At 57.3% G+C, this 1,004-nt stretch carries 3 protein-coding genes; 1 reads left to right on the top strand and 2 read right to left on the bottom strand.

Annotation, left to right across the window (positions count from 1 at the left end):
- Positions 1-75 precede the first annotated feature (75 nt).
- On the top strand, positions 76-336 hold the full coding sequence (locus tag GQ59_RS30355; RefSeq protein ID WP_037088635.1) for a hypothetical protein: 261 nt from the start codon (positions 76-78) through the stop codon (positions 334-336).
- A gap of 56 nt (positions 337-392) precedes the next feature.
- Here the strand turns inward: GQ59_RS30355 and GQ59_RS32470 are convergent, their stop codons facing one another.
- Both GQ59_RS32470 and GQ59_RS32935 read right to left on the bottom strand, forming a co-directional pair.
- Positions 393-533 (bottom strand): hypothetical protein, encoded by a 141-nt coding sequence (locus GQ59_RS32470; RefSeq protein WP_156376374.1) that lies wholly within the window; start codon positions 531-533, stop codon positions 393-395.
- 247 nt (positions 534-780) lie between these two features.
- The coding region (locus tag GQ59_RS32935) for a hypothetical protein (protein WP_037088633.1) at positions 781-1,004 on the bottom strand (224 nt) is incomplete at its 5' end.

Genomic DNA, 1,004 nt, shown 5'->3' with positions numbered 1-1,004 from the left:
CGCTCCGGCCATAGGAAGTAATCGACATATTGGCAGAATCAGCCGAAGAGTCGATCAATGGCAGGGAGAGGCCGCATGAAGCGACAGGAACCGAGACTTCAACCTAAGTTTACTCCCCTGGAAAGGGCTTTGCGGCTAGTCCTGCTTATCATGATGATCTGCGCGCTACCCGTCACCCTGTTCGCCATGATGGGCGGCGCATTCGCAGAGCACCAATCATTGCACGGGATATTCTGCCATGAGGTTGATTATGTTGATGTCCCCGCAGGTCTCCTGGGTTTTCCGGCTGAGAAACACGATAGTTCGCCCGCCTCGCGTAAAAGCTTAGGTATTTAGTCGGCCACCAGACCAACAAGCTTGCGATTGACGACAATGGCGTCCAGCAGCGAGGTCTACTCGTTCAGCACGGCGAGCAGCCCGTCGGTATCCGGCCAAGCCAGGGTGATCCGGTAGATGGCCATTGGTCCGAGCGGATCGATATCCGGGTCATTTCGCCGAAGCTCTTCACGCTCGTTCAGGCTTCGCGTTGGCATTCCTCAAGAGAAGCCGCAAAGGCCAAGGGCTCGTCCCGGCCAGGTACGATCTGATACCCAAATCAACCCCTCGGACCATCACTCGCAGAGGTATGGCCACGCAGGGGAAGAGTAACTCTCAAAAATGACGGGGCAACGAGGATATTGGCTCGCGGGTGGAACGTCTGCCCTCGGTCGCAGTTCGAATAACGGGAGTAGCGACCCTTCCAATCATCGGCACCTTCACCGATGTCCGCTGCGTTCCAGACTACTCCGCAATCCCTCCACTAGGCCCGCTTCGGCGGGTCTTTCTCTTGAGTTCGGGCCGTTGAGTGGATCTAGCGTGGGCGACTGCAGTTATCGATAACGTGCATATCGGGTGTAGGCGAACTGCGGTCAGCGGTTCCAGGACCAGCAGCGCCAGATCGAAGAGGTGAAGATGGCGCAGGGCAGCGTCTACGGTCAGCGCGATATCATCGTCGATCTTCGGGA

The organism is Neorhizobium vignae, from assembly GCF_000732195.1.
In the GTDB taxonomy this organism is placed as follows: domain Bacteria; phylum Pseudomonadota; class Alphaproteobacteria; order Rhizobiales; family Rhizobiaceae; genus Neorhizobium; species Neorhizobium vignae.
The sequence above is the reverse complement of the archived record's forward strand: the minus strand, read 5'-3'. Positions and strand labels throughout refer to the sequence as shown.